Source organism: Providencia lanzhouensis, assembly GCF_050469745.1.
In the GTDB taxonomy this organism is placed as follows: Bacteria; Pseudomonadota; Gammaproteobacteria; order Enterobacterales; family Enterobacteriaceae; genus Providencia; species Providencia lanzhouensis.
In genome coordinates this window covers 2,757,164-2,776,726 of sequence record NZ_CP174123.1, presented here as the reverse complement: position 1 = coordinate 2,776,726, position 19,563 = coordinate 2,757,164, and the positions used below count along the sequence as shown (strand labels likewise).

26 protein-coding genes are annotated in these 19,563 nt (G+C 41.0%); 17 read left to right on the top strand and 9 right to left on the bottom strand.

Annotation, left to right across the window (positions count from 1 at the left end; translation table 11 throughout):
- Positions 1-142 precede the first annotated feature (142 nt).
- The 7 genes from lepA to acpS all read left to right on the top strand — a co-directional run bounded on the left by lepA (position 143) and on the right by acpS (position 6,928).
- Positions 143-1,939, top strand: a complete 1,797-nt coding sequence (gene lepA / locus ACIH2S_RS13210; protein ID WP_036949554.1) for a translation elongation factor 4 — start codon at positions 143-145, stop codon at positions 1,937-1,939.
- Between the two features lie 17 nt (positions 1,940-1,956).
- Positions 1,957-2,922, top strand: a complete 966-nt coding sequence (gene lepB / locus ACIH2S_RS13205) for a signal peptidase I (RefSeq protein ID WP_036949433.1) — start codon at positions 1,957-1,959, stop codon at positions 2,920-2,922.
- Between the two features lie 283 nt (positions 2,923-3,205).
- Positions 3,206-3,886, top strand: a complete 681-nt coding sequence (gene rnc, locus ACIH2S_RS13200) for a ribonuclease III (RefSeq protein ID WP_036949435.1) — start codon at positions 3,206-3,208, stop codon at positions 3,884-3,886.
- Positions 3,883-4,791, top strand: a complete 909-nt coding sequence (era, locus tag ACIH2S_RS13195; protein ID WP_036949437.1) for a GTPase Era — start codon at positions 3,883-3,885, stop codon at positions 4,789-4,791. The genes rnc and era overlap by 4 nt, the downstream gene beginning before the upstream one ends.
- A gap of 11 nt (positions 4,792-4,802) precedes the next feature.
- On the top strand, positions 4,803-5,528 hold the full coding sequence (recO, locus tag ACIH2S_RS13190) for a DNA repair protein RecO (protein WP_430247564.1): 726 nt from the start codon (positions 4,803-4,805) through the stop codon (positions 5,526-5,528).
- A gap of 285 nt (positions 5,529-5,813) precedes the next feature.
- Positions 5,814-6,545, top strand: coding sequence for a pyridoxine 5'-phosphate synthase (gene pdxJ, locus ACIH2S_RS13185; RefSeq protein ID WP_108478527.1), 732 nt, complete (start codon positions 5,814-5,816; stop codon positions 6,543-6,545).
- A complete protein-coding gene (gene acpS, locus ACIH2S_RS13180) occupies positions 6,545-6,928 on the top strand; it encodes a holo-ACP synthase (protein ID WP_036949441.1) in 384 nt (127 codons plus the stop codon). Before pdxJ ends, acpS begins: the two co-directional genes overlap by 1 nt.
- Positions 6,929-7,105: 177 nt before the next feature.
- Here the strand turns inward: acpS and ACIH2S_RS13175 are convergent, their stop codons facing one another.
- The gene (locus tag ACIH2S_RS13175; protein ID WP_187129431.1) at positions 7,106-7,366 is read right to left on the bottom strand and encodes a YfhL family 4Fe-4S dicluster ferredoxin; all 261 of its coding nucleotides are present in this window, start codon (positions 7,364-7,366) and stop codon (positions 7,106-7,108) included.
- A gap of 216 nt (positions 7,367-7,582) precedes the next feature.
- Here ACIH2S_RS13175 and ACIH2S_RS13170 point away from each other — a divergent pair, with 216 nt between their 5' ends.
- Positions 7,583-8,983 (top strand): tyrosine-type recombinase/integrase, encoded by a 1,401-nt coding sequence (locus tag ACIH2S_RS13170; RefSeq protein ID WP_430247562.1) that lies wholly within the window; start codon positions 7,583-7,585, stop codon positions 8,981-8,983.
- Here the strand turns inward: ACIH2S_RS13170 and ACIH2S_RS13165 are convergent.
- The 8 genes from ACIH2S_RS13165 to ACIH2S_RS13130 all read right to left on the bottom strand — a co-directional run bounded on the left by ACIH2S_RS13165 (position 8,980) and on the right by ACIH2S_RS13130 (position 14,945).
- The gene (locus ACIH2S_RS13165; RefSeq protein WP_430247560.1) at positions 8,980-9,243 is read right to left on the bottom strand and encodes a hypothetical protein; all 264 of its coding nucleotides are present in this window, start codon (positions 9,241-9,243) and stop codon (positions 8,980-8,982) included. The genes ACIH2S_RS13170 and ACIH2S_RS13165 overlap by 4 nt on opposite strands.
- Positions 9,244-9,824: 581 nt before the next feature.
- A complete protein-coding gene (locus ACIH2S_RS13160; RefSeq protein WP_430247558.1) occupies positions 9,825-10,418 on the bottom strand; it encodes an HNH endonuclease signature motif containing protein in 594 nt (197 codons plus the stop codon).
- On the bottom strand, positions 10,415-10,645 hold the full coding sequence (locus tag ACIH2S_RS13155) for a hypothetical protein (protein ID WP_430247557.1): 231 nt from the start codon (positions 10,643-10,645) through the stop codon (positions 10,415-10,417). Before ACIH2S_RS13155 ends, ACIH2S_RS13160 begins: the two co-directional genes overlap by 4 nt.
- A gap of 25 nt (positions 10,646-10,670) precedes the next feature.
- On the bottom strand, positions 10,671-10,850 hold the full coding sequence (locus ACIH2S_RS13150; protein ID WP_430247556.1) for a hypothetical protein: 180 nt from the start codon (positions 10,848-10,850) through the stop codon (positions 10,671-10,673).
- 44 nt (positions 10,851-10,894) lie between these two features.
- Complete coding sequence (locus ACIH2S_RS13145) at positions 10,895-11,395, bottom strand: siphovirus Gp157 family protein (RefSeq protein WP_430247555.1); 501 nt, start codon at positions 11,393-11,395, stop codon at positions 10,895-10,897.
- Positions 11,395-13,383: a hypothetical protein gene (locus ACIH2S_RS13140; RefSeq protein ID WP_430247554.1), complete on the bottom strand. Its 1,989-nt coding sequence runs from the start codon at positions 13,381-13,383 to the stop codon at positions 11,395-11,397. Before ACIH2S_RS13140 ends, ACIH2S_RS13145 begins: the two co-directional genes overlap by 1 nt.
- Positions 13,384-13,395: 12 nt before the next feature.
- Positions 13,396-13,728, bottom strand: coding sequence for a hypothetical protein (locus ACIH2S_RS13135; protein ID WP_225575571.1), 333 nt, complete (start codon positions 13,726-13,728; stop codon positions 13,396-13,398).
- A 464-nt stretch (positions 13,729-14,192) separates the two neighbouring features.
- Positions 14,193-14,945, bottom strand: coding sequence for a LexA family transcriptional regulator (locus ACIH2S_RS13130; RefSeq protein ID WP_430247552.1), 753 nt, complete (start codon positions 14,943-14,945; stop codon positions 14,193-14,195).
- Between the two features lie 103 nt (positions 14,946-15,048).
- Here ACIH2S_RS13130 and ACIH2S_RS13125 point away from each other — a divergent pair, with 103 nt between their 5' ends.
- From ACIH2S_RS13125 to ACIH2S_RS13085, 9 genes are all read left to right on the top strand, one after another.
- Positions 15,049-15,297: a helix-turn-helix domain-containing protein gene (locus tag ACIH2S_RS13125; RefSeq protein WP_430247551.1), complete on the top strand. Its 249-nt coding sequence runs from the start codon at positions 15,049-15,051 to the stop codon at positions 15,295-15,297.
- A 47-nt stretch (positions 15,298-15,344) separates the two neighbouring features.
- Positions 15,345-15,800, top strand: a complete 456-nt coding sequence (locus tag ACIH2S_RS13120) for a toxin YdaT family protein (protein WP_006660860.1) — start codon at positions 15,345-15,347, stop codon at positions 15,798-15,800.
- A 17-nt stretch (positions 15,801-15,817) separates the two neighbouring features.
- Positions 15,818-16,042: a hypothetical protein gene (locus ACIH2S_RS13115; protein ID WP_006814777.1), complete on the top strand. Its 225-nt coding sequence runs from the start codon at positions 15,818-15,820 to the stop codon at positions 16,040-16,042.
- 1 nt (position 16,043) lies between these two features.
- Complete coding sequence (locus tag ACIH2S_RS13110) at positions 16,044-16,895, top strand: helix-turn-helix domain-containing protein (protein WP_323085809.1); 852 nt, start codon at positions 16,044-16,046, stop codon at positions 16,893-16,895.
- Positions 16,888-17,478, top strand: coding sequence for an ATP-binding protein (locus tag ACIH2S_RS13105; RefSeq protein ID WP_323085810.1), 591 nt, complete (start codon positions 16,888-16,890; stop codon positions 17,476-17,478). Before ACIH2S_RS13110 ends, ACIH2S_RS13105 begins: the two co-directional genes overlap by 8 nt.
- Positions 17,475-18,845 carry a replicative DNA helicase gene (locus ACIH2S_RS13100; RefSeq protein ID WP_430247549.1) on the top strand — a complete coding sequence of 457 codons (1,371 nt, stop codon included), beginning with the start codon at positions 17,475-17,477 and terminating at the stop codon, positions 18,843-18,845. The genes ACIH2S_RS13105 and ACIH2S_RS13100 overlap by 4 nt, the downstream gene beginning before the upstream one ends.
- A 20-nt stretch (positions 18,846-18,865) precedes the next feature.
- Complete coding sequence (locus ACIH2S_RS13095) at positions 18,866-19,039, top strand: palmdelphin (RefSeq protein ID WP_430247548.1); 174 nt, start codon at positions 18,866-18,868, stop codon at positions 19,037-19,039.
- A 2-nt stretch (positions 19,040-19,041) separates the two neighbouring features.
- Positions 19,042-19,278: a hypothetical protein gene (locus tag ACIH2S_RS13090; protein ID WP_430247547.1), complete on the top strand. Its 237-nt coding sequence runs from the start codon at positions 19,042-19,044 to the stop codon at positions 19,276-19,278.
- Between the two features lie 113 nt (positions 19,279-19,391).
- On the top strand, positions 19,392-19,562 hold the full coding sequence (locus ACIH2S_RS13085; RefSeq protein ID WP_006814770.1) for a hypothetical protein: 171 nt from the start codon (positions 19,392-19,394) through the stop codon (positions 19,560-19,562).
- Position 19,563 lies beyond the last annotated feature (1 nt).

Sequence of the window (19,563 nt, the reverse complement as noted above, 5' to 3'; positions counted from 1 at the left end):
TGAATCTTTGTGTTAGTGGGTTCTTGTATGTAAAATGCTGCTAATTAGCAATCTTGTGATAATCATAGCATTTTAGTTTTGTGGCAAAATTTGCTCAAAACTGATTTTGTAAGGCAATTTAAAAGAAGATATTACCTTGAAAATCAAAAACATTAGAAACTTTTCGATCATTGCACATATCGACCACGGAAAATCCACGTTGTCAGATCGTATTATTCAAATCTGTGGTGGCTTAACTGACCGTGAAATGGCGGCTCAGGTTTTAGACTCTATGGATCTGGAACGTGAACGTGGTATCACCATTAAAGCACAAAGCGTAACGCTCGATTATAAAGCAGCGGATGGTGAAACTTACCAACTGAACTTTATCGACACTCCAGGACACGTGGACTTCTCCTATGAAGTTTCTCGTTCATTGGCGGCGTGTGAAGGCGCATTATTAGTTGTGGATGCAGGGCAAGGTGTTGAAGCTCAAACCTTGGCGAACTGCTATACCGCAATTGAAATGGACTTGGAAGTCGTTCCAGTCCTTAACAAGATTGATTTACCAGCCGCTGATCCTGAGCGTGTTGCTGATGAGATTGAAGACATTGTGGGTCTTGATGCCCATGATGCTGTTCGTTGTTCTGCGAAAACCGGTATCGGTGTCCAAGATGTTATCGAACGTTTAGTAAAAGAAATCCCACCGCCAGAAGGTGATGGCGATGCACCGTTACAAGCGCTAATTATCGACTCTTGGTTCGATAACTATTTAGGCGTTGTTTCTCTGATCCGTATTAAAAGCGGAACATTGAAAAAAGGTGACAAAGTTAAAGTGATGAGTACGGGCAACGTGTATAACGCGGATCGCCTCGGTATTTTCACACCAAAACAAATTGACCGTGATGTGCTTAACTGCGGTGAAGTAGGCTGGTTAGTGTGTGCGATTAAAGACATCACTGGCGCACCTGTCGGGGATACTTTAACTGGTGCTCGTAACCCAGCAGATAAAGCATTACCAGGCTTCAAAAAAGTTAAACCTCAAGTCTATGCGGGTTTGTTCCCTGTTAGCTCTGATGACTATGAAGCCTTCCGCGATGCATTGGGTAAATTAAGCCTGAACGATGCTTCTTTGTTCTATGAACCAGAAACGTCAACAGCATTAGGATTCGGTTTCCGTTGTGGTTTCCTTGGCTTACTGCACATGGAAATCATTCAAGAGCGTTTAGAACGCGAATACGATCTTGATCTGATCACCACGGCACCAACGGTAGTTTATGAAGTTCAGCAAACTAACGGCGAGATTGTTTATGTGGATAGTCCGTCGAAATTACCACCGCTGAATAACATCGAAGAGTTAAGAGAGCCTATCGCTGAGTGCCATATGCTGATGCCTAAAGAGTATTTAGGTAACGTTATCACTCTGTGTATTGAAAAACGTGGCGTACAAACCAACATGGTTTACCACGGGAATCAGGTTTCTCTAACCTACGAAATTCCGATGTCAGAAGTGGTTCTGGATTTCTTTGACCGTTTAAAATCAACCTCTCGTGGTTATGCTTCTTTAGATTATTCATTCAAGCGTTTCCAAACGTCAGACATGGTGCGTGTGGATGTGTTAATCAACAACGAACGTGTCGACGCTTTAGCGCTGATCACTCACCGTGGCAACTCGCAGTACCGCGGACGTGAGTTAGTGGAAAAAATGAAAGAGCTTATTCCACGTCAACAGTTTGATATTGCTATCCAAGCAGCAATTGGTAACCACATTATTGCTCGTTCTACAGTGAAACAGCTGCGCAAAAACGTTCTTGCCAAATGTTATGGCGGTGACGTTAGCCGTAAGAAGAAACTGTTACAGAAGCAAAAGGACGGTAAGAAACGTATGAAGCAAGTGGGTAACGTTGAACTCCCACAAGAAGCGTTCCTTGCTATATTGCACGTTGGTAAAGACAGCTAAGTTTACAAGGAGTCTTAATGGCTAACACATTTGCCCTGATCCTCACACTGGCAACACTGGTGACAGGGATTATTTGGTGCTTAGATAAATTTAAGTTTGCGCCAGCACGTAAAGCGAAACTTAAAAAATTGCGGGAAGTAACAAACGGCTCAATGAACGAAGATGAACTTGCGAAAGCGGTTCGTCGTCCGTCGTGGCTGGAAACGGGAACCTCAATTTTTCCTGTGTTAGCCATTGTTTTGATTGTTCGTTCGTTTATTTATGAGCCGTTCCAAATCCCATCAGGTTCGATGATGCCAACGCTCTTAGTTGGTGATTTTATGCTGGTTGAGAAGTTTTCTTATGGATTGAAAGATCCTATTACTCAAACCACATTAATCGAAACGGGTAAGCCTAATCGTGGAGATATTGCGGTATTTAAATATCCGAAAGAGCCAAATGTAGACTTCGTGAAACGCGTTATTGGTTTGCCGGGGGATAAAATCATTTATAACCCAGAAGCGAAAGAGCTGACCATTTACCCTAACTGCGCAGACAATAAATGCACAGAAAAATTGCCGGTCACTTATGGTCCATTAGAACCAAGTGAATGGACAATGGTATTTGAAAATAGCTCTGTGGTTGATAATCAATATGGTAATTATCAAATCCCAGTAGACCAAGCGTTACCAAATAACTCACTACGCCAATATGGTCGAAGTGAGAAATTAGATACCGTTACGCACCAAATTTTGACGATTAATAACTACATTACTCAATCAAAATATGTACAACCAGGTTTACCGCTTAATGAGTGGATTGTGCCTGAGAAACACTATTTCATGATGGGGGATAATAGAGACAACAGCTCTGATAGCCGTATGTGGGGCTTTGTTCCTGAGCAAAATTTAGTGGGGCGTGCAGTGTTTATTTGGTTAAGTTTAGATAAACAAGAGAACGAATGGCCTACAGGTATTCGCTTTAGCCGAATTGGTCCTCTATAATTCATTTCAGACAATGCGGGTTTTCATTAGAAAACTCGCATTATCATAAGCATTATTATTTTACCCAGTGTACAATAATGTTGTTTTAAACATTATTGACTTCCTAATTATTAACTATCCTCGTTAAATTCCGATAATTCATAAAAGTTATTTTTTCGAATATCAATTACTTACGAGTGATGGTCGACGGAAGTCAGTGCAAACGCAACAGTTTTGTAAAATAGCTGATTTTACAGGTCTGTTGCGTGTGCTTTTTTATTAAACGTAGAATGGTTGGGCGCACATGAACCCCTCTTTGTTAGAAAAATTACAGCGTAAGCTGGGATATACATTCCAGCAAAATGATTTATTAATTCAGGCATTAACTCATAGAAGTGCTAGCAGCAAACATAATGAAAGACTGGAATTTTTGGGTGATTCAATTCTCAGTTTTGTGATTGCTAACGATCTCTATCATCGTTTTCCTAAGGTGGATGAAGGTGATATGAGCCGTATGCGCGCAACGTTAGTGCGTGGAAATACACTGGCGGAAATTGCCCGTGAATTTGAACTCGGTGAATGTTTACGTTTAGGCCCGGGTGAATTAAAAAGTGGCGGTTTCCGCCGAGAATCAATCTTAGCTGATACCGTTGAAGCCTTAATTGGTGGGATTTTCCTCGACAGTAATATTCAAACTATCGAAGAGATCATTCTGGCATGGTACAAAGTAAGATTGGATGAAATTAGTCCGGGTGATAAACAAAAAGACCCGAAAACGCGGCTACAAGAATATCTGCAAGGACGTCATCTTCCACTGCCGAACTATTTAGTGGTACATGTGAAAGGTGAAGCTCATGATCAAGAATTTACGATCCATTGCCAAGTGAGCGGCATTGAAGAGCCGATTAACGGCATAGGTTCAAGCCGTCGTAAAGCGGAGCAAGCCGCAGCAGAACAAGCATTGAAAATCTTGGAGATTGAATGAGTGAATTACAATCCCACTGTGGTTTTGTTGCCATAGTTGGACGACCAAATGTTGGGAAATCAACACTGTTAAACCAGTTACTGGGGCAAAAAGTCTCGATCACATCGAGAAAGCCTCAGACAACTCGCCACCGTATTATGGGGATCCACACAGAAGATAATTACCAAATTATCTATGTCGATACCCCTGGTCTTCACATCGAAGAAAAAAGAGCGATTAACCGTTTGATGAACCGCGCAGCATCTAGCTCTATTGGCGATGTTGAATTGGTTATTTTTGTGGTTGAAGGTACCCACTGGACACCAGATGATGAAATGGTGCTGAACAAGCTATCTAGCTTACGTTGCCCAGTTATTTTGGCGATCAACAAAATTGATAATGTGGTGGATAAAACCAGCTTACTGCCACACATCGGTATGATCAGCCAAAAAATGAATTTCTTGGATGTCGTACCAATCAGTGCAGAAAAAGGCACTGGTGTTGATACCATCGCGAAGATTGTGAAACAGCATATCCCTGAAGCTATTCACCACTTCCCTGAAGACTATATTACAGACCGCTCTCAGCGTTTTATGGCTTCTGAAATTATCCGTGAAAAACTGATGCGTTTCTTAGGTGATGAGTTACCGTACTCTGTGACTGTTGAAATTGAACAGTTTAAAGAGATGGATAAAGGCGGCTACCATATCAACGGTCTGATTTTAGTTGAGCGTGAAGGCCAGAAAAAAATGGTTATCGGTAATAAAGGTAGCAAGCTGAAAACCATTGGTACAGAAGCTCGTATTGATATGGAACGCCTGTTTGAAACGAAAGTTCACTTAGAGCTTTGGGTTAAAGTTAAATCCGGTTGGGCAGATGACGAAAGAGCACTGCGCAGTCTGGGCTATGTTGACGATTTAAAATAATCGGTGACACCGTGAGTGGTTGGCAACGCGCGTTTGTGCTCCATTCCCGTCCTTACAGTGAAACAAGTCTATTAATTGACTTTTTCACGGAAGGGGAAGGTAAAATTCGTTTGCTAGCAAAGGGTGCGAGACGCAACCGCTCACCATTAAAAGGCTGTTTACAGCCTTTTACACCTTTGTTGATCCGTTGGAGTGGCAAAGGTGAAATCAAAACTCTTATCAATGCTGACCCTGTCTCTCTTGCTCTCCCTCTCAGTGGCACTGTTCTATATAGCGGTTTATATCTTAATGAACTTACCGCTCGGGTTATTGAGTTCGGTACACCTTATTCATCTCTATTTTTTGATTACCTCAATTGTTTGCAAGTTTTAGCAGGGAGTGAACACACGCCTGAATCTGCATTACGCCAGTTCGAGCTCGCTTTGCTGTCTTATCTCGGTTATGGCGTAGATTTTTTACATTGTGCGGGCAGTGGTGAGCCAGTTTCAGACACCATGACCTACCGTTACCGTGAAGAAAAAGGGTTTATCGGCAGCCTAGTTGTTGACCAACTCACGTTCACGGGTAAGCAATTAAGAGCGTTAGCCGACCGAGAATTCCCAGATGCCGACACCTTAAAAGCTGCTAAACGGTTTACCCGCATGGCACTAAAACCTTACCTAGGTGGTAAACCTCTTAAAAGCCGTGAACTTTTCAGGCAATTTACTACCCCTTCTCAGAACATGACTAAGTCATAGAAATTATTCGATTTTGTTTTATGGCGCTATTTTTATCTGTTGTAATTGCAAATGGCTGTCATCCAAACTGTTGTAACCATAAAACGGAAGGTGAGCGAGACAAATTTTTTTGCGCTATTTACTTTCTTCGAGGCGCTTCCCAAAAAATGAATGTAATTGATGAAATATTATTATTAGTTTGGAATCAGTAAGGAAGAAAGAGATATTTTTTCCCCCAATTCCATAAATTGCAGTAGGATATGGCAGACAAGAAATAAGTGACTGTTTATTCATAGGGAGTTAAACATGGCTGAGCTGTTATTGGGCGTTAACATTGACCACATTGCAACTGTTAGAAATGCAAGAGGAACACAATATCCTGACCCTGTTCAAGCGGCATTTGTTGCTGAGCAAGCTGGAGCCGACGGGATCACTATCCACTTACGTGAAGATCGCCGTCATATTACCGATAGAGACGTTGAACTGCTCAACCAAACCATTCAAACGCGTATGAACCTTGAAATGGCAGTCACAGATGAGATGATTGACATTGCTTGTCGTATTAAGCCGACTTATTGCTGTTTGGTTCCTGAAAAGCGCGAGGAAGTGACCACTGAAGGCGGACTTGATGTCGCAGGGCAAAAACAAAAAGTCGCATCCGCAGTAAAACGGCTGGCCGAAGCAGGTATTTTAGTTTCTTTATTTATCGATGCGGATCATGAACAAATTGATGCTGCTCAAGAGTGTGGAGCGCCATTTATTGAAATTCACACAGGCGCATATGCGGATGCCAAAACTGAACAAGAGCAAGAGCTTGAGTTCCGCCGTATTCGTGATGGCGTAAGTTATGCTGCAGGTAAAGGTATTAAAGTGAATGCGGGGCATGGACTGACTTACCATAATGTTCAACGTATCGCAGCGCTGCCTGAAATTTATGAGCTGAATATCGGTCACGCGATTATTGGGCGTGCACTGTTTAGCGGTTTAGCTCAAGCAGTGTCTGACATGAAAAACTTACTCACAGAAGCACGTAAATAATGGCTATTGTAGGTTTAGGTACAGATATTGTTGAGATTACGCGTATTGAATCTGTTATCGAGCGCTCCGCAGATAGCTTAGCGAAGCGTATTTTAACAGAGCATGAATATGCGCAATACCAGCAACAAACTAAGCCTGCGCGTTTTCTTGCTAAGCGATTTGCAGTGAAAGAAGCGGCGGCTAAGGCATTAGGTACGGGGATCCGTAATGGTTTGGCTTTTAATCAGTTTGAAGTCACAAACGATGAGCTAGGCAAGCCATTACTGTCACTGAGCGGTGAAGCGTTAAAATTAGCCAATAGCTTAAAAGCCACGCATTTTCATGTTTCAATTACTGATGAACGACACTATGCGGCTGCAACGGTGATTATTGAAAGTCTGTAGTCATTATTCATTGCCGGCTTATCTGCAGTCGGCAATGTTTCAATGAAATAGTAGCTCAATGAAAAAGTCTTTTAATGAAAGAGCACTTCAACGGATGGGTTTTTAGTAAAACAAAGCTAAATAACGCAGAGTTCAACCATCGTCGTTTCAACAAGTCTGTTCAGCATCTTTATGAAATTAGATTTTATCGGCGTGATGGATCATGACAAATTTATCCCAAAGCTGTTCCTGGGATTCAATATGTTCAGGATCTGTAATAATTGTATTAGTGATAGGGCAAACTGATTGGCAAGTGGGTTTATCATAGTGCCCAACGCATTCAGTACACAGGTTTGAATCTATTTCATAGATTTCCGCCCCCATGAAGATCGCATCATTTGGACATTCAGGTTCACACATATCGCAATTGATACAGCGTTTTGTAATTAATAAAGACATATCAATAATTCACGTTCAATAAGGTTAATAATCAGTAACTTAATCACTTTCCGTATTCGTTACTTTCGTCTGGCTATTGTGTTTTTATACAGTATGTTTTACATTGGAATACTTAGATTCGTAACACAAAACAGCAACACATACCCATTTTACTGCTCTAAAAATACCTAGTGTGTGAGCTTTAAATTTAATGTGTTGATATACTGAGGTATTTCAATGTCGAAAGTAACAACACAAAAGCCTGAAAACACTAATTCTGATGAATATACTGACGCATTACAGCGTTGGGAGTCATGCAAGCCCCCTTACACAAGTACACACATGAAAGTCTGTGTTACTGCGGCCAAAATCATTTTAAAACACATCAATAAGCCCCGTCGATCTAAATACGAAAAAGAGCATTATCTACGCATTGATTTTAGCAAAGCAGGAAAGGTGACAGTATACGCTGAATTTCCTAAGCATATGGAGGTGAAAGGTCAAAGATTAGGTGAATGGCCGGAACTATCGTTACCTATTGCCAGAGAAAAAGCCAAGGAACTCGGTGAGCAAGGTCTACGAGCTGAATCTGTCCATCAACTTATTACACTATACGAACAAGATCTTGCTGGTAAAGTAGCTCGAGCAAAGTTAAGCGAAAATAGCTATTCAACATACTGTTGCAGAACAAAGCAGTTAAAAGAGTCTTTTAGCGCTAGAGAAGTTTTCAGTGATATGAAATATCCACGACTGATTGAAGTCATTGATTCATGGATCCAGACAAAGTCCAATAACCAAGCTCTAGAATTATTTGCGGAATTACGTCGATTTTGGAAGTTTGCGGCACCAATTTATTGCAATGGGATGAACATTGCAGCGAGCATCCCAGATGACTACGTTTCTTCTCGAGTACAAAAGCCTTTACCAACTAAGCGGTATACGGATATAGAATCCATTTCGTCGCTCTGGATTAACGTTGCGTCATGCACTTCCGTTCATCAAAAAAATGCGGTTAGGTATATGATCTTAACTGGCGTTAGACCGATAAACATTGCAAATTTGCGTTGGGATTATGTTGATTTGGATAATCTAGAAATTACTTATCCCGCAGGGCTAACGGGCATGCGCGGGGCCATGAAAACGCAGAAAGAATTTAAGTTCCCGATTACTAAGGCTATGAAGGCTTTACTTGAGGAGCAGCTATCGTGGCGTGAATCCGCAGTTAATTGCAATCGTGATTATGTATTTCTACAACCAAGGGATCCGTTATTGCCATTTTCAAAGCGTTCCTTAGATAAGTTGGTGAAAACATATAGCCCTAAAGGTGCAGTGAAAGGTGTTGTGCATGAAGGAACGGTGAAGGGAAAATCTGGTGCATTCAATACGATGTGCCGGAAATTTTTCAAAAGTAACATCATTGCTCAAATGCGTCAGAAAGGGTACTCACGTTCAGACACAAAAGAGATAAGTATTTTGTGTCTACATCATTCTGACAGAAGCGAAGACCGCATGGCCGAACACTATGATTTTTCTGATGAGATACTGCAGGAAGAAATAGCGCTAAAGCGTCAGGCATTTGAGGCCCATGAAAATAGTATTTTGACTCAAGTAGCGCTATTACGTAGGAAAATGGGTTAGTAAACTTTGCGGCATTTTTCAATAAATGCTTTAACATTTTTATACTCGTACCTAACGACTTTTTCGGTAAAACAAATAGGTGCGAGTATTTTTCTATGTTTATGATTGTTATTCCAATCAGCTAAAGTTTTAGGTCTAATGCCACCAATGAGAACACATACCTCTTGAATACTTAATAAATCATCGTCATGGTATTTTTTAGGGGTATTCATCTCTTCTTTTTTTGTTTTGCGTTCTACGCAAGCGCTTTCTGTTGCCATCTTGGTCTTGCCTCATAATTGATGAAATAATTTGATCTGTAGTGTCGCAAGCATGTTTTATTTCAGCTTCAGTACATGGTCTGTTTTTTACACTAGAAGCTAACTTGCCTAGTTTGATATCGAATTCAGTTAATAACTGTTCCCCAGTTTTCCAAGGGGTTAATTGCGGTTGTTTCATGGCGGCTACTCATTATTGAATAAACCGCCATATTAATTATTACTAAAGAACAAAACTGATTAAGCTTAATCAATTTTTAGCCGGTATAACCGAGTCAACCGGGTAACACTCAGACAGAATACCTTGTTGGGTTAGCGTATGTTTATCCATCAAGCAATTCTGTTCATCGGGGTACGTATAGCCGTATGGTTTATACAAACAATCAGCACCACTACAAATTAACAAAAACAAAGCATATATCATGATTTGTTCCCTTTGGATTGAGGTTCTTTTACTGGCTCAATCTTGATATTTTTAGGTAAATCATAAACGACATAACAACGGTCATTTGTCGTTATAAACCCTACAGAACCGTCAGGCATGGTCAATTTTACGGTTGGTCTCTGGTTACTATGAAAATGTCTTAGCATTGGTCTTGCCTCTTGGTTTCTTTGCTTCTGATCGCAATTTTGATTTTGGCCAATTGCAACACGGTCGGTTTATGTTCCGCTGGAGCACCGGAAAAGAAGCGATTTATCACCCCATGTTCTGGTTTGGTGATCATCATTAAGTTCTCAATGACACAATTCAATGGGTTATCATCAATGAACTTGATTACATGACCTTTTGGTACCTTTCCGTTAATCTCCTCCCATAGCAAAATATGTTTAAATTTCCATTTGCTAGGTAAACCAGTTTTTACTTTGATATAACCTTCTGTGGTAACCACCTCTGTACCAACATCATGTCGGTTGTGAGGAACATGGTTCTTTTTAAAAGATCCTGAATTTGCCCCTTTCAATCCTTTGATGCCCTTATTTGCTGGAACATGACCTTTAGTGAAAATTCCAGACCTACCAGTTCTCAATTTAAGGCTTTTGCGTAATCCGTTGATCATGTCTTTTGTGCGAGTGGTACCAAATCGGTCATTAAAGTTAGCGGTGAGTTGAGGAAGTGGTAATAAATAGTTTTGACGCATCCAATCACACATTTCTTCGCTATAAGAAAACCGACTCATTTTTTAACTTCCAGATAGTTAGGGGCGTCTTTAATGCGCCCTTCGCTAGACATACGCTTAACGCTGATAGCTAACTGCCCATTATTGACAATTTGAGAAGCAACGACAGATAAAGCTTTTGCGCGTCCAATCTCTTCTTTAAGTTCCTCACCTTTAAGATCTTCATCAGACAGCCTTTCCAATTGCATGAATAAATAGTTATGTAAATCTTCTAGGTTGTTTTTCATAATCTATACCCCGTGACATGTCACACTAATGAATAACAACGGCTTGTGTTGGGTAACCCAGTTGAAGTAAAACAGCTTTTTTTACCATCGCCAGAGTACGTTCTTCTTGGGTTGTCACATGTTCAGTTGTATCAGTGGACCACTCAACACTGCATTTATTGCTGGTTTCATCATGAGTAATGATGACTTCTAATTTCATGGCCATAAAAATATCTCCTGATATGCGCCCATTGCTGGGCGCTAAAGTATTTAACGAACCATCAATGAACGGTCACCAACTTCTAAGTGAGCACCAGGAACGTCGATGCCGTTTTCGATAGCCTCTTTAATGGCTTTTTTGTCGGGTGCCGTAATGGTTTGAACATCGACTAACTCATTAGGCAGTGCATCTTCATTATCAATGATGACTCGAACAACACCGGCGCGAGCCGTGAATGTATTTTTAGTTGTTTTCAACTTGTCCAAGCCCGAAGTTAACAAGCAATCCAAGGCATATTTTTTCAGGCTCTTAACCTGATTTTCGAATGACTTTTTACGGTCTGCCAGACGTTTGGATTCTTCATCCAATGTTTTGGCTTGACCTTCTAAATTACGGGCATGAAGCATAATTGCATCAAGCTTATCGCCTAGCTCACCTTCGATACCGACCAACGTATCGGCGATATCTTCGGCGGTAAACTCGCCAGTTTCGACGAGTTGTTGTAATTTGCTGTAGTCAGCAGCCATTGCAATAGCAGTTGTCTTGGTCATTAGATTGCCTCTTCTTTCTGATTAAGTTGGTCTAAACACTCTTTTTCAATTTCATTTAACCGGCGTAAACGGCCGTTTAAATATTTTTCATATTCACTATCACCACGTTGTTTAGCTAATTTAGCGTGGGTTGAGATTTCACGGGTGAGAGTGGATGTGATCCCCCGTAGTTCGTTTGCAGTTACTGCGCTGCGCATGGTTTCAGTGTGCCGCGTGAACTTCTCATCTAGCTCTTTACGAATGCGTGTCGCATCTTCGGCGTTATCCGTCGCAGCTTTGATTTCATATTCGAGCTTGTTGTTGGCAACATATTCAGGATTATCATGCATACCCATGAATACATCAGCACTAAAGCCAAGCATGGATAAGGCTTTTTTGATTGCGTCAGTGAGTGATTTTTTAATAGCCTCACCATCAACTTTCATTCCATAGTTAGTTTGATAGCGGTATGGTGTCGCGCCATAACTTTCAAATTCACCACGCGTTTCACACTCGATGGTGTACCAAAAACGGATCTTGATTGAGTGGTTTTGTTCGCAGAATAAAGAGCCGTCCCCATCGCGTAAAAATCGTGTGGCCACTTGCTTATTACGTTCATCAAGAATCGGTTCCATAATTGGCTTACCATCGATAAGCTTCTCTTCAAGTACTTCATAGCCCCACCCCTCACCGATAGGGCCGAATATTTCAGTGGCACGCATAAACATATAATTACTGTTTATGCTGGTACCAACAAAGCCCATACCCTCTAAAGGTTTAGTAAATCTGGCATCAGTGCGTTGTACGCGTTTCCAAATATTGAGGTGATCATTATTACTGTCGATGACTTCATCAATCACTGATGCGCGTTGTTCAAAGTCATCTTGTTCATTGGCAATTGGCGCAGAAATAACAGATGTTTCAATCACAACTGGTTCAGGTTCTTTTTCTACTTTAGCCGGTGTGTCTTTCTTCTTGCTGGTGCGCTTTGGTTTTTCTGTTTTAGCCGGTTGCTCAGGTGTTTCATCATTAGCAGGTTTAGTGCCTAAGTTATCAACCGAAAAACGACCATTACCTAAGGAGGTTACTTTCGGATTTTCGGTACCAAGTTTGGTATCGATAAACGCTTTACGGGCATTGGCATCATCAAATAATTCAGGCTTCTCTCGTGCCTCAGTCACTAATGCGAAGATGTTTTCGCGAGGGATATCGAGAACGCTAGGGAGTGTGCGCAAGTCCATTGATAAACGTTTCCATGCTTTATCTTCAGCTGCCATTAATTCTTTAGCTTTACGGATATCAGCGCTACGAATGCCGTCAAAATCAACGTCACCAATCAGTGCAAGGGCGATTTCCATATCAAGCATGGCATAGTCACGCTTAAGAGTTGGCGTATCCTCTTCGCTTTTTGTTGCAGAGGTTAATTCCACCTTAGGCTCTTCTTTCAACCAACTGTTACCTAAACCGATTGCATCGATGAGGGAAACATTATCATCAGCATATTCGAAAATAGCATGAGCCATCTCAGATGTTTGTTTCGCATCCATAGAATCGAGAGCTTTTATTCTTCCCAAGCCTTGAGCGATATTACGGATTTTTGGTTGCTCTGAACTTTCATTCATAAAGCTAATGGCTTTGCTGACATCAGTGCGAGTAAATTGAGTCTTACCAAACAATAAGATTGCAGCGATACGGATGGTCGTATTTATTTTGCTAAACTCTTCTAGTTTTGCCGGTTTCCAACAAGTTCCGTCAAATTCATTTTCAATTGCAAATACTTCGTCAAACTCACCGATAGCAGGGCGAGGGGAGCCCATAGCATCTTCACAAACGATAGGTTCGTCAGTGTTGAAATTATCCATGGCTTCCGGATAAGATTCTGAAAGCTTGATCATTGCTGATGCGCTAGCTAGCTTTTCGTTAGTTGCATTTAAAGCGATAGTTAATGGTACTGCTCCATTGGAGCGAGCCTCGGTCGTTGGCTCAAATACACAAATAAAAGTTTTCATTGGTCTTGCCTCTTAATAGGGGATTTCTTCGTCAATTTTAGAAATTGGCTTGCCTTCTAAACAAAGCAGCATTTGGATCTGGTCTTCCAGTAAGCTGGACTTCACTTGCGCATCAGCAAGTATTTTGTTTTGTTCTGCGCGTAAGGACTCAATCTCAGCATTCACTAACTGTTCAGTACTTAGCTCTTGAAATGGAATTTCAACGGTATGCTCAGATACAACGAAACCTAAACCTGACTCCATATCGTATTTGAATGGGAGTGGTCGGTATCGATATGAACCGTCGAATTGCTTTTGTGCATGAATGTAAAGGGTGACACTTAGGGTTTTAGGTTGTGCTTTCATAGCAGCTCCTTTAAAATAACTGTGATCAGTGATTTATCATTGGTCTTGCCTCTTCTAGCGTTTGGTCGCGCTAGTAGAACTCTCGGTTAGCTTTGGTCGGCGACCCGAGGTAAAGGAACCCACTTCGGTGGGTTTTTTTACGTCTGTAAATCAATGCCCGTCTTTCCGAGCTGTCAGGTCTTGCCTTGTAGCTTTGGTCGGTAACTAATTAAATTCCCTGGTACTGCAAAAATTCACTGTTATGTCGTGGTAATCATGAAAGGTCGCGATGAGAGCTTTGGTTTTCCTCCGACATAACAGCAAAACTAAATTTGGTTTGAACACCTGACTAAACACTTGCTGTGTTGTTTGTCTTGATGGAGTGAATATTAGCAATGCTATTTTTAATGTCAATAGCGTTGCTAATTATTTTGAGCGAAAAAAAACCGCATATATATGCGGCTTTATTTAATTACTTGATTTTACTAAGCAAAGTCAATCATTTTGATCGGGAGAGATTTTATGACTTTACCGATAATTTTAAGGTCATGCATTTCTGACTCTTCAATATAAAAGGTTTCATATGCAGAATTATCAGATTTAACAGCTAATTTTTTCCCTTTAACCCTTTGTAATCTTTTTATAAATAAGGCATTTTCAAAGCTAAACACATAAACACCGTCACCATCAAAGTATTCATTATGAGTATCAACAAAAACAACATCTCTAGGATTGATTGCGGGGGACATACTATCACCACTGATATTAATCATTTCTATACCCTTGAGACTTTTACGACCAAACAATTCAAATACCTTCTCTGACGAAAATTCAATTGATCTTATGGTGTCTGGAAACTCGTTATTCATAAACCCACTAGGTCCAGCTTTTGCATAGATATCAAGTAATCTTAGCGTATTGTGCTCATTGCGGGTAATTAAAGGGGAATGCTCAGCAACACTAGCTTGTTTATTAGAACGAACATAGTCTAAAAGCGCCTTTAACTCAGGGTTTATATCTTCTGGCTGTACTTGCAGAAGAGCCGCAAACTTTAGGGTTGTATCGGTATTCAATGCAGTTCTTCCGTTAAGATATTGACTTACAGCACCTTGCGTGGAAAAGCCTAAAGCCTCCGCAGCTTTCTCTTGTGTTAAGCCGAGAGTATCCCTTTTTGCCTCCCAAATCGTTTTTAGATTATGAGCGGCATTCTTGTCGACATCAGATATTTTTCTAGTCATAAGCATTAGTTTATTTGTATTGCTAATATTTTTCTAATAGCATTGCTATTGATTTATTAAATTAGCATTGCTAATATTGTCCTTATTCAAAAGGAGAGAACAGATGAATCTAAGTTTATATTTAAAAAATCAGAAGATTAGCCAATCCGAGTTTGCTCGAATGGTTGGCGTTACTCAGGGTTTTGTTAGTCAAGTAATCGCTGGAAATTATGTCCCAAGAGGGAGAAAAGCCATTGAATGGGCATCCAAGACAAATTGGTTAGTCACTCCTCATGAGTTAAATCCAATTGATTACCCTAACCCCTTCGATGGGTTGCCAAATGAAACTCAAGTATTTCAGGTATCAAGTTAAAAAACTGATTATTCATAATCAATTTTTAGCGACAGGAGACGCAGCATATGAACTTTGATATCAACATTGTCCGCACCGAGGTTGAGGACTGGGCAGCAGAAACAGGTCAGGAACATGTAGCAATAGAAATCAGTCGTGCATATATGCGATTAGTTAGAGATAGAACTAACGTGCGCCTACATATGATTGAAGATGAGTACGGTCATGCAGATTGGAAAGCGATTAATAACAATCGACAGCAGATATTTCGTTGGCTGCGTGGTGATTCCAACGCATCGATCAGAAAGTTTGCAGAGTTGATGCCGGCGATTGAAATTGCATTACCAGCCACAAGGTTGGCTAGGATTCGTGGCGACACGATGAATTATCTAACGTCAATTGCGATACAGCGCTTTGCTGAAGCAATGACAGAAATTTTATTAGAGGGTCGTGACATGTCACGCCAGATTAATAATGCTGTTAATGCGCTTAATGCGATACCACGTCAGACCAGCGTGCATTAATTCAAGAGGCAAGACCAATGCTAAGAACAATTGAGAAGATAACCTATCGCAATGGTTTTTTGTTGAACGGAGAACCAGCGGATAGAGAGAAAATCGAAGACGTTTTCGAGGGTAGAAGAGCTGCTGCGCTAAGCGTTTGGGAACAGTACGAACAACAAAAACAAAAGCTGCTTTCAAAGAAACTCACGCCGGAACAGTACCAGAACGCCTGCCGTGATATAGCTAAAGCGCTGGGGGTGTGAAGTGAGCAATAAAATTCAAGGTTATGTTTGGGATGCTTGCGCTGTTTCTGGCGTTAAGGGAACCAAATTAATGATCATGGTTCGCTTGGCAGACTACTCGAGTGATGAGGGGGTTAGTTACCCTAGTGTAGAAACGATTAGCCGACAAATTGGGGCTGGTGTCAGCACTATTCGTAGCGCTTGTAATGAGCTTGAGCAAGATGGTTGGTTAGTTAAAAAGATGCGCAGAAATGGAAATAGAAATGCATCAAATTTGTATTTTTTGAATGTTGATAAGTTGGAAAAGATAGCACTTGAGGAAAATGCAAAACTAAGAAAATTGCGCGAAAAAACATCTAAATTTCACCATCCAGATTCTGAACGTTCAGATTTTGACCGTACAGAAAACAATGAAAAAGTGAGGTTTGACCCTCCAGTTTCTGGCGTTCAAGGTGGTTTTCACCCTCCAGAATCTGGAGGCGATCCATCAGTAAATTCAAAACATGATCCATCAGTAAATTCAAAAGAGGATCCATCAGTTCAGGTTGAGCCGAAAAAATCGAAAAAATCATTCGATGCAAAATTGGCGAAACCAAAAAACGTGAGTGACGAAGTTTGGTCAGATTGGATTAATTTCCGCAAGGAGATTAAAAAACCACTGACGGAAACCATGTGCAAGCAGCAAGCAAAAAAATTAGCAGGATGTTCTGATGCGGATGCTGTGATTTGTAATTCGATTGCTAATGGTTGGCAGGGAATATTTCCAGAGAAATCCATAACCAAGGTTAACAAACCTAATTCGCATACTGGGTTTGGTGACAAGCACTATGAGTCTCAGGATCCACACTGGTTTGTTGGAGGTAAAAATGCCTGAACAAGATTTATTGGTTAGTGTGAATATTCCTCCGCGTTTTGCTAGTGCAACTTTTGAAACATTCAAAGCAACTACGCAACCGGCTAAACATAATCTCATGATCTGCAAACAGTACGTTACAACATGGAATGACAGGAAAAATGCAGGAGAGGGGCTTGTACTTTGCGGAATGCCCGGAACAGGTAAAACCCACCTTGCAGTATCGATCGCCCGTGAGATTGCTGGAGGTTTACAGGAATCGGTATTTATCACCACAGCGGCGCGTATCATTCGCGCATTTCGTAGAACGTGGTCAGGAAATTCAGAATTTAGTGAACTGGATGTGCTAGCAAAATATTGTGATCCCGAGCTGTTGATAATTGATGAAATCGGTGTCCAGTACGGTACTGACTCGGAACGAAATATTTTGTTCGAAGTGATTAATGATCGTTACGAAAGTTTATTGCCGACTATTTTAGTTAGCAATTTACCGTTGAATGAGCTGGAAGAAATGCTTGGTGAACGTGTAGTAGACCGATTATTACAGGGTGGTACCGTACTGACATTCAATTGGGCAACATACCGCAGAGGTAATCACTTATGATGGATGAGCGCGATTTAGAGGGGGCTGTGATTAGCGGTTTTCTTGCTGGTGGTGCTTCTCAAGATGCTTATGAGGTATTGGCTACATTACCTGAAGAGGCATTTAGCTCAAGTTATTATCAGCGTGTTTATCGAGAGATAAAAAAACAAGCACTAACGAGTTCGTTAATTGACCCGTTTTTTATTGCGGATGCTTTAGGTGATAAGGGCGATTTAGCCAATTTACTGGAGCTTGCCAAATCGCCGGTATGGAAAGCTAATCTGAAAGGGTACGCATCCAAAGTTCATAGTTACTTCCGTGTTCGCCAAGTCATTCAGTTGATGGCTAAATATCAAACTGTTATCACGGAAGCAGGTAATCATGAGCAAGCTGAAGAGTTGATTGGTCAGTTCGCAAATCAGATTGGTCAGCTCACTGCCGGTAGCCAAAACTTGTTACCCGTTCATCTAAATACTCTGATTGAAGGATATGTCGAAGTCCTCGAACGTAGAAACTTAGGTGAAGATATTAGTGGAATGATTAAGACGGGCATAGAAGCATTAGATGATAAAATCGGAGGGTTTAACCCGACTGATTTAGTTTTCATTGGTGGTCGTCCGGGGATGGGGAAAACTGAACTTGCTTTAACCATGATTGAGGGTATGACCCGTGATGGCGGTGGAGCCTTACTATTTTCCATGGAAATGGCGAATCAACAAATAGCGGAACGCATGATCGCAGGTTCATCACAGTTACCTGTATCAACACTAAGAAAAGGGCAATTACATGATGAAGACTGGGCAAGATTGAGTTCTGGCTTAGCGCATTTAATGGATCGAGATATTCACATCATCGATGCTAGTAACTTAACAGTAGAGCAAATATGCGCAATTAGTGAGAACCATAAGCGGCAGTATCCAAACTTAAAAGGGGTCTTCGTTGATTATTTAGGTCTCATCAAAAAGCCGAAGGCAGAGCGTAACGACTTGGCTATAGCAGCAATTTCAGCCGCATTGAAAGGGCTGGCAAAACGACTTCATACACCAACAATCGCCCTAAGCCAGTTATCACGTGACGTTGATAAACGCCCATTAAATCAACGTCGCCCCGTTGCCGCTGATTTACGTGATTCTGGTAGTTTAGAGCAGGATGCAGACTACATCTTATTCACTTACCGCGATGTGGTTTATAACCCGAACAGCCCAGCTAAAAACTATGCTGAAGTTATTGTGGATAAAAACCGACACGGTGAAACGGGTACCATTTACCAAGAGTTTAAACACGGACATTACATGCCGACCGACCAAATTACGGCAACGGAAGTGTCCAGAATGCAACAGCAATCACAGAGTGCTAAACCACGCAAATACGCAGAAAAGGCATTTTAAAAACTTATTGAGGCAAGACCATGACAATTAAAGACCCAATCACCGGCGAATCACTCGTTCGGTGTAACCATCCCATATTACCTGATGATGGCTTGGATCATACACCATGCCACATTGAGCGTATTCAATCAGCTGCGCGAGCAAGAACTAAGGCGCCATATCAGCAAATTTTGAAACAACAAAAGCCGAGGTAGTAATGTCTGGGCAATCAAGTTACTTGCCTGATGGACTGCCTCACAATCGTACTTTGTGGTCAGAAGAATATCGCGAACTGGAGCAACTTGATTTATTCGCTAGCCGGCTAATTCGGCAACTGAAAAATCGAAAAATAAACAGAGAGCGAGTGCTGGTGGAAATCGAAAAGGCGCCAGAGGTACATCGAGAGTTTTTTAGAGATAGGTTGAACTATTGGCGTCAATTAATGCAGGTATGAAGCATACACACTTGGAAAAAATAAAATTACTCCCATCATATAACTAAACATTTTATAGCGGATATAAGACCGTCTTGTCATAAGGTTATTAAATGTAGTTAGTTGGAGTGAAAATGAAAAAATCGGTTTATAAAGCAAGTGGTTTATGGGACGAAAAATCTTTCATAACTCTTTTCGTCGCTTCAAGTGAAAAAGATGTACTTTCAACAATAGCATTTTGGGCAAATCTAAATGGCGCTAGAGTAGATGAGTTATCTATTGAGCGTTATTGCTCAGTGCATTAAC